This window comes from Pseudomonas sp. SDO5591_S426 (assembly GCF_054070755.1).
The window spans coordinates 1-6,843 of the sequence record NZ_JBSVXD010000249.1 but is presented as its reverse complement, the minus strand read 5'-3'; the positions used below and the strand labels follow the sequence as shown (position 1 = coordinate 6,843).

At 57.6% G+C, this 6,843-nt stretch carries 7 protein-coding genes and 1 pseudogene; 4 read left to right on the top strand and 4 right to left on the bottom strand.

The features are described 5' to 3' along the window. Window positions 1-76 precede the first annotated feature (76 nt). Together ACW9JC_RS27580 and ACW9JC_RS27575 are read right to left on the bottom strand one after the other, a co-directional pair. Window positions 77-865, bottom strand: a complete 789-nt coding sequence (locus tag ACW9JC_RS27580; protein ID WP_457458975.1) for an MlaA family lipoprotein — start codon at window positions 863-865, stop codon at window positions 77-79. After that, complete coding sequence (locus ACW9JC_RS27575) at window positions 858-2,156, bottom strand: serine/threonine protein kinase (RefSeq protein ID WP_457458973.1); 1,299 nt, start codon at window positions 2,154-2,156, stop codon at window positions 858-860. The genes ACW9JC_RS27580 and ACW9JC_RS27575 overlap by 8 nt, the downstream gene beginning before the upstream one ends. A 223-nt stretch (window positions 2,157-2,379) precedes the next feature. On the opposite strand from ACW9JC_RS27575, the gene ACW9JC_RS27570 reads away from it, so the two are divergent. Further along, window positions 2,380-2,748: a hypothetical protein gene (locus ACW9JC_RS27570; protein ID WP_457458971.1), complete on the top strand. Its 369-nt coding sequence runs from the start codon at window positions 2,380-2,382 to the stop codon at window positions 2,746-2,748. Window positions 2,749-3,084: 336 nt separating this feature from the next. Here the strand turns inward: ACW9JC_RS27570 and ACW9JC_RS27565 are convergent, their stop codons facing one another. Next, window positions 3,085-3,345, bottom strand: a complete 261-nt coding sequence (locus tag ACW9JC_RS27565) for a hypothetical protein (protein ID WP_457458979.1) — start codon at window positions 3,343-3,345, stop codon at window positions 3,085-3,087. Between ACW9JC_RS27565 and ACW9JC_RS27560 the strand changes: the two are divergent. Beyond that, window positions 3,292-3,432: pseudogene (locus tag ACW9JC_RS27560) on the top strand (RHS repeat-associated core domain-containing protein); the annotation flags it as partial. The gene ACW9JC_RS27565 and the pseudogene ACW9JC_RS27560 overlap by 54 nt on opposite strands. A gap of 102 nt (window positions 3,433-3,534) precedes the next feature. Further along, complete coding sequence (locus ACW9JC_RS27555; protein ID WP_457458977.1) at window positions 3,535-4,029, top strand: hypothetical protein; 495 nt, start codon at window positions 3,535-3,537, stop codon at window positions 4,027-4,029. Window positions 4,030-4,061: 32 nt separating this feature from the next. Here the strand turns inward: ACW9JC_RS27555 and ACW9JC_RS27550 are convergent, their stop codons facing one another. Then, a complete protein-coding gene (locus tag ACW9JC_RS27550; RefSeq protein WP_457458969.1) occupies window positions 4,062-5,657 on the bottom strand; it encodes a glycoside hydrolase family 17 protein in 1,596 nt (531 codons plus the stop codon). Window positions 5,658-5,945: 288 nt separating this feature from the next. On the opposite strand from ACW9JC_RS27550, the gene ACW9JC_RS27545 reads away from it, so the two are divergent. Beyond that, window positions 5,946-6,797: a glycine betaine ABC transporter substrate-binding protein gene (locus ACW9JC_RS27545; RefSeq protein WP_448108890.1), complete on the top strand. Its 852-nt coding sequence runs from the start codon at window positions 5,946-5,948 to the stop codon at window positions 6,795-6,797. The last annotated feature ends 46 nt before the right edge of the window (window positions 6,798-6,843 follow it).

Sequence of the window (6,843 nt, the reverse complement as noted above, 5' to 3'; positions counted from 1 at the left end):
TCAGTCAACGTTGATGCTGACTGATACACCGCCATCGCGAGCAAGCTCGCTCCCACAGGTTTTTGTGTAGCCGAAGTTACTCGGCAATCTGCAACTTGCGCGCCTCGGTGTACACGTAGCGCACCTTCTCGTACTCGAATGGCGAGTTCATCTGACCGTAGCGGAAGCTGGTCTGATAGCGCTTGTCGACGCCACGCAGAATCCACACTTCCGGATGGTTGGAACTTACCTCGGAAACATTGAGGAAGTTGATCGCCGACTCGGCGCTGAAGTCGACTACCAATCCGCCGGTATCACGCAGATTCGAAGGGCCGAAGATCGGCAGCACGAAGTAGGCGCCGCCCGGTACGCCATAGAAGCCCAAAGTCTGGCCGAAGTCTTCGCTCTGGCGCGGAAGGCCCATGGCGGTGGCCGGGTCCCACAGGCCGGCGATGCCGATCGTGGTGTTGAGCAGAAGTCGCGCCGTGGTCTCCATCGAACGCTGGCCCTTGAACTGCAACAGGCTGTTCAGCAGGTTTGGCACGTCGCCAAGGTTGTTGAAGAAGTTGCTGACGCCAGTGCGCAGAAAGCTCGGCGTGATGTAGCGATAGCCATCGACCACCGGCAGGAATACCCATTGGTCGAACCGGTAGTTGAAGTGGTAAACGCGGCGGTTCCACTCTTCCAGCGGGTCGTAGACGTTCAGCGCGCTGAGCGTCGAGCGCTCGAACTCGCGCTGGTCCAGTCCCGGGTTGAACTTGAGCTTGCTCAGTGGCTCCTTGAAGCCGTCACTGTCGACGACCACCGGGGCGTTGGCCTTGCTGTTGTCGGCATTGGCAGCGCTTGCACAGAGTAACGCGGCGAGAAGCAGGAGATATTTAGCCACGGAAGAACTCCAGCATGGCGTCGCTGTTGACGCGGTAGTTGATGTTGCCGCAGTGACCGCCCAACGGGTAAACGGTCAGGCGATCGCCGAAGGTCTTGCGCAGGAAACCGAGGTCACCCGGACCGAGGATGACGTCGTCGGCGTTGTGCATGACGGCGATTTTCGGGCTGTCGCGCAGGTAGTCTTTCAGCGCATACAAACTCACCTGGTCGATCAGTTGCAGCAGGCTGCCGCCGTCGGTGCGGGCACGCCACATCGGAATCACTTGCTCGGTGATGTAACAGTCGAAATCGCACTGAAGCGCACGCTTGAGGTATGGCGTGAGGCTGGTGCCTTCCGTGATAGGCGTTTTAGGTGGAGTGATCAGGCCGCGACGGTTGATCAGGTCCGAGGTGAAGGCAATGTCGGCCGCCGAAAAACGGAACGAGGTGCCAATCAGCATCGCCATCTGTTCGTTGGTCAGGTGCTGCTTGGACTGCTGGAAGTCATACAGCAGCGCATCGTTGAGATCGATGTAGCCCTTCTGCTGGAAGTAGCGGGTCAGTTTGTTCAGCACCAGCTCATAGAAGGTGGTGGTGTTGTTGATGCCCTTGACCTCGGTTTGCACCAGTTTGTCGAGGTTGGTGATCGAGGTGTAGAGGTTGACCGGCGGGTTGAGCAGCAGGACTTTCTTGAAGTTGAAGCTGCGACGGGTTTCGTCCAGGTGCGCAACGAACGCGGCATCCAGCGCACCGAGGCTGTAGCCGGTCAGGTAGTAATCGGTGACAGGCAGCGTGGGGTTTTGCGCACGTACCGATTGCATCACCCGGTACATGTCCTCGGCGTCGTCCTTGGAAATGCCCGGCGTGGCGAAGCGTGAAGCGGCGCTCATGAAGTCGAAACTGGTGGGCGACGACAGTTGCACTACGTGATAACCGGCCTGGTAGTACAGCTTCTTCAGGTATTCGTTAAGGCTGCTGTCATAGCGCGCGCCGGTGCCGGCGATCAGGAAGATCAGCGGTGCGGGTTTATCCTGGGTGGCGATGCGGTAGGTGAGTTTCTTTACCGCCCAGAAGTTGTCCGGCAGTTCGAAGGCCCGCTCCGGGCGCAAGGTCAGGGTTCGGTCGGACTGATTGATGTCATCGTCCAGCGGCAAATCCGGACGCAGGTCCGGTGGCGTCGTGGCGATGGTCGCCTCGAACGGGTTGGTCAAGGGGTAGCCATAACTGGCGGCGTCGATGTCGACCGCCAGTGCGGACGCACTCAATATAAGGCCGCCAAACAGGGCGGCGAAGCGCAAGGAACGGAGCATGACTAGATCCCTTAGAAAAGGTGCCGAATGAAGTTCGCAGGCTGTGACCACTGAATTTGCGCCAAAGTGCCACGCATCGGCACCAAACAGGCTTAATTCGAAGTAATAGTAGCTGGACGATACACTTTGCAGCGATTGAATGACCAGTTAACAGTTGTTATCGCTTGCGTAAGGCTGTCGGGCGATTAAGCTGGCCGCCGTTTTTCGTCAATTGGAGTGCTTCATGTCCCGCCGTCTGCCCGTGATTCTGCTGCTTGTTTTGCTGCCGCTATGGCTGGCCGCCAGTTATGGCGCGCGTTATGGCTTCATGGAGGATGCGCAGTGGGTCGGCATTTGCGTGGACGCGGCGAGTCGCTGGGAATGCCAGGTTCGTTCGAACCTGGGGCTGATGATTCACTTCAAAATTCTGGGTTATGGCGCCTTGGCGGCGGCCATCATTGGCTTCGTTGTGCCGGGCCGGGCCGGGTGGTGGCTGGCGGTGTTGGCACTGGCGCTCGGGTTCCCGGCGCTGGCATTGTACAACACGACGCTGGCGGTGTTTGCGGTGGTGATTGCGGGGTTGCGGTTGGTCAGGGCGCCTCGTAGTGTCTGATAGATAGCTATCGCGAGCAGGCTCACTCCTACAGTTGATCTTTGTCGTGCACGGTTTTTGTGTTCACTGAAGATCCACTGTAGGAGCGAGCCTGCTCGCGATGGGGCCTGTAGCCACGCTGGATCTCCATCCTCTACCTATCACTTCTGATAGTAGACGGCCGCTGCAAATAATCCGAATCTAGCCATCCGCCCCCCGGATCTGAATCGGAGCAAGACAATGACCGTTCAGCGAGACACATTGTTGTGCAGCTATCACTACGAACCCTTGGACCGGATTGCCAGCTGTGTTCCTCTGAATCAGCAGAGCATTCAGCGCTTTTACCGAAAAGATCGCTTAGCTACTGAGACGCAAGGGCCGGTGCAGCACTCTGTGTTTGAACACGACGCGCAGCTCCTGGCGCAGCAACAGCGTTAGCTGGGAAAAGTTGACCCCGCTTTGCTGGCAACCGATCTCCAGCGTTCCGTTCTGCATTTGGTTTCCGTCGACCACCATCAGCAGCCTGTTTATACCCCTTACGGACATCGCTTTCCCGAAGGTGGCTTGATCAGTCTCCTGGGTTTCAACGGTGAGCGACGGGATCTGGTGACTGGGCATTACTTGCTCGGGAATGGATACCGAGCGTTTAACCCTGTGTTGATGCGGTTCAACAGTCCGGACAATTTGAGTCCGTTTGGGAAGGGTGGGGTGAATGCGTATGCGTACGGTGTGGGGGATCCGGTAAATCGCGTTGACCCATCGGGGGAATTCGCATTATTCGCCCCTCTGGTTGATGGAGTTTCATCATTGGCTGCTTCTGCCCTGCAACAGGCGTTGAAGAGGTTAAATATGTTGAAGGCCTCCGTTATTAACCGTTCCACCAAAATGCCCGCCAGGCCCGGACATGGAACCTTGTCGAACGCTGAGTCGGGTAGAGATAGATTGTCGATATCGAAGGCCGCCCCCAGAGAGAAAAGCTCTATGGTTGTCGAGGCGAATGCCAGAGCGGATGAGCAGAATGTATATAGCGTTGGGGCAAAGTATCGCAAGGCAGAAAGTAAAGTTTCTCCAGACGAACTGAGACGATCGAAGCTCCAAAGCTTTGCCAATGGTGAGGCGCTTCCGCAGGAAATGCAGTACAAATTTCCTCCTGGTTATGGCGAAAGTCGATATGAATTCAGGCAAGCCAATAGGGATCTGGCTTTAGTGGTGTTTAACCGTAATAGAGAATTTCCTGGCGAGGCTACAAATACAGTAACGTTGGTGCAACTTATCAGAAACGGTGAGCAAACCCCGTACTGACTCGCGCGCATTTACGTTGAATATTTTCGTAGTCAACTTATGCGAACCCGCAAGCACCGCCACAAAGCCACCACCATCAACCCACTCACCAACGCCCAGCCCCAAGCCTGCTGGTTCTGCAACCCTTCACGGAACAACTGCGGCGCAATGCCTGCACCAATAATGAAGGTCAGCAACGCAATCTCCCGACGCGGCGCGCTCACCGGGCGGCACAGATATACCAGCGCCGGCACGATGAACGCCACGCTCGGGAAGCTGCGATAACGCGGGTCGAACACCAGCTCCAGCATGCTCACCGCAGCAGCAAATCCGACCACCGCAACCAGCCAGCCTGCGCGACGTTCCAGCGCGTTGAACGCCTGCCCGCGCCATCCTGTGCGGGGGCTTAGCGTCAGCGCTGCGTGCACCAGCACCAAAAGATTCAATGCTGTCAGCAACGCGACCCACAACCATTCACTGGTGAAGCGGGTGGTGACGCGCGCCAGGTCGCCCCAAACGCCGAGGGAGCATGCCGCCAATGCGGCAAACAACGGCAGAACCAGTGCGGCGCGGGTGTTACGAACGCGACCACCGAGGATCAGCGTGCCAAGGAAAATCAGCCCGCCCACCACCAGCCACTGCGACCAATACGGCACGTTCGACACCGGTCCTGCCAGGACGCCCTTGTCCTGACGATCAGCGTCAAACAGCCCCCAGTAACCACCTACCGCACCTTCGCTGGCGCGCTTCCACGGTTGGTCAAAGGCTTCGATCAGGTTGTAGTGCCAGCCTTGTTGCTCGGCCATGGTGACAAAACCGCGAATGAACTTGGCCTCATTGACTCGGCTCGGCAGGGCGGTTTCACGCTGACGGCCTTCGCTCGGCCAGCCTGTTTCGCCAATCATCACGTCCTTGGGCGCGAATTTGTTGCCGAATACCTGGCGCACTTCGGCCACATGTTGCAGTGCGGCATCGATGTTCGACGGATCATCTTCCCAGTACGGCAACAGGTGGATGGTCAGGAAGTCCACGGCCGGTGCGATTTCCGGATGTTTGAGCCAGAACTCCCAGACGTCGGCGTAAGTGACAGGTTGTTTGACGTGACTCTTGACCTTGTTGATCAGCTTCGCCAACTGCGCGCCGGTGACTTCCTTGCGCAGCAGGGTTTCGTTGCCGACGATCACGGCGGTCACTACGTCGGTATTCGCGTTGGCCGAGGCAATCAGCAGGTCGACTTCTTTTTCGGTGTCCACCGGGTTGCTGTTGACCCAGGCGCCGATCATCAACTTCAAGCCGTGCTTGCGCGCCAGATCGGGCAGGGCTTCGAGGCCGGTCATGGAGTAGGTGCGGATGCATTCGAAACTCTTCGACAGCAGCGCGAGGTCGGCGTCCATGCGCTCGGGACGCAGATTGAACGGCACATCGAACGGCGATTGGTCTTTGTCGAACGGCGTGTAGGACGCGCATTGCAGCTTGTGCGTCGCGCTGGCGACGTCCGGCAGAATCACCGGTTTACCAATGCCGTACCAGAAGCCGCAAAGGGCAAAAAGTCCCAGCAGGCAGGCGAATAGATAAGCAAAAAAAGGAAAGCGGGATGTCGCGGGCATGGTCAGGCCGTCTGGGAGCAAAGCGGCGCATGTTACCTGCATTTGTCGCGTGCTTGGTGGCTCGCATAGTTTTGACATGCAAAGTTCGGGCGGATTGCCCGGAGCGACAGCGGTGCTCGAGATTAATGGCGTTGTGATGTCGTTTCTCGATGTTTTGAGGTCGCTGGCAGAGAAGGTCGTTGATGGCGTCAGGTTGATTATCGGAAGTGTCAGTACTCCGCTGATGTTCTATCGAATTTGCGGTAAGGCGTGATGGGGGCGCTGTGCACCATAACAATACGTTTAAGCGACTCGGCATCCGTCGAGCGCAGCACTTTCGGGGAAGTAACGATGAAGATGCGACGACTCTTGGGCGCAGGTGCCGCTTTGGTGCTGGCGATCAGTTCTACCGTGGCCAGCGCCGCAGGCAAGGAAGTGACTATCGGTTATGTTGACGGCTGGTCGGACAGCGTCGCTACGACCAACGTCGCTGCCGAAGTGATCAGGCAGAAACTCGGTTATGACGTGAAGCTGCAAGCCGTCGCGACCGGGATCATGTGGCAAGGCGTGGCTACCGGCAAACTCGACGCCATGCTGTCGGCCTGGCTGCCGGTCACGCATGGTGATTACTGGACGAAGAACAAGGATCAGGTCGTCGATTACGGCCCGAACTTCAAGGATGCGAAAATCGGCCTGATCGTGCCGGAGTACGTCAAGGCCAAGTCCATCGAGGATCTGAAGACCGACGATACCTTCAAGAATCGCATCGTTGGCATCGACGCCGGTTCAGGCGTGATGCTCAAGACCGATCAGGCGATCAAGGACTACGACCTGACCGGCTATCAACTCAAGGCCAGTTCCGGCGCCGGCATGATCGCCGAGCTGACCCGTGCCGAGAAGAAAAACGAATCCATTGCCGTGACCGGTTGGGTGCCGCACTGGATGTTCGCCAAGTGGAAACTGCGCTTCCTCGAAGACCCGAAAGGCGTGTACGGCGCGGCTGAAACCGTGAACAACATCGGCAGCAAAGGCCTCGAAGCCAAAGCGCCGGAAGTGGCCAAGTTCCTGAAGAACTTCCAGTGGGAATCCAAGGATGAAATCGGCCAGGTCATGCTGGCGATCCAGGATGGCGCCAAGCCTGAAGCAGCGGCGAAGGATTGGGTAGCGAAACACCCTGAGCGTGTGGCTGCGTGGACCAAGTAATCTGAAATCAGGCCTACATACCTGATAGTTGATGGTTGACCCTGTA

Excerpts from the sequence above, each read along its gene's own strand:
- ACW9JC_RS27575 (WP_457458973.1), bottom strand. The coding sequence starts at position 2,156 with ATGCTCCGTTCCTTGCGCTTCGCCGCCCTGTTTGGCGGCCTTATATTG.
- ACW9JC_RS27570 (WP_457458971.1), top strand. The coding sequence starts at position 2,380 with ATGTCCCGCCGTCTGCCCGTGATTCTGCTGCTTGTTTTGCTGCCGCTA.
- ACW9JC_RS27565 (WP_457458979.1), bottom strand. The coding sequence starts at position 3,345 with ATGCCCAGTCACCAGATCCCGTCGCTCACCGTTGAAACCCAGGAGACT.
- ACW9JC_RS27550 (WP_457458969.1), bottom strand. The coding sequence starts at position 5,657 with ATGCAGGTAACATGCGCCGCTTTGCTCCCAGACGGCCTGACCATGCCC.
- ACW9JC_RS27545 (WP_448108890.1), top strand. The coding sequence starts at position 5,946 with ATGAAGATGCGACGACTCTTGGGCGCAGGTGCCGCTTTGGTGCTGGCG.